We start from the raw sequence: 374 nt of genomic DNA on the forward strand, positions 1-374 counted from the left end.
AGGGGTGGGTTGCCGGTGTTGTGCTGGATCTCCAGCGGTTCGCCCACCAGGGCGACGTGGTCGCCCACCACGATGCGGCGGACCGTGCGGCAGCGGAAGCGGAGCGGGGCGTCCAGGAGGTGGGGGACGTCGTCGGTGTCGGGCGTCCAGTTCGTGTCCGCGCCGAAGCGGTCCGCGCCGGTGGTGGCGAAGAGGTCCGACAGGGCGGTCTGGCCGGCGTGCAGCAGGTGGACCGCGAAGAGCGGCGCGGCGCGCAGCACCGGCCACGCCGACGCGCCCTCGCCGATCCACACCACGATCAGCGGCGGGTCCATGCTCGCCGACGTGAACGAGCTGACCGTCACGCCCACCGGGCCGTCCGGGCCCGTCGCGGT

1 protein-coding gene is annotated in these 374 nt (G+C 74.3%); it reads right to left on the reverse strand.

Annotated elements, in window-relative coordinates:
* On the reverse strand, nt 1-374 hold a 374-nt coding region (locus ADK67_RS11665; protein ID WP_053716428.1), incomplete at both ends, for a flavin reductase family protein.

This window comes from Saccharothrix sp. NRRL B-16348 (assembly GCF_001280085.1).
Taxonomy (GTDB): domain Bacteria; phylum Actinomycetota; class Actinomycetes; order Mycobacteriales; family Pseudonocardiaceae; genus Actinosynnema.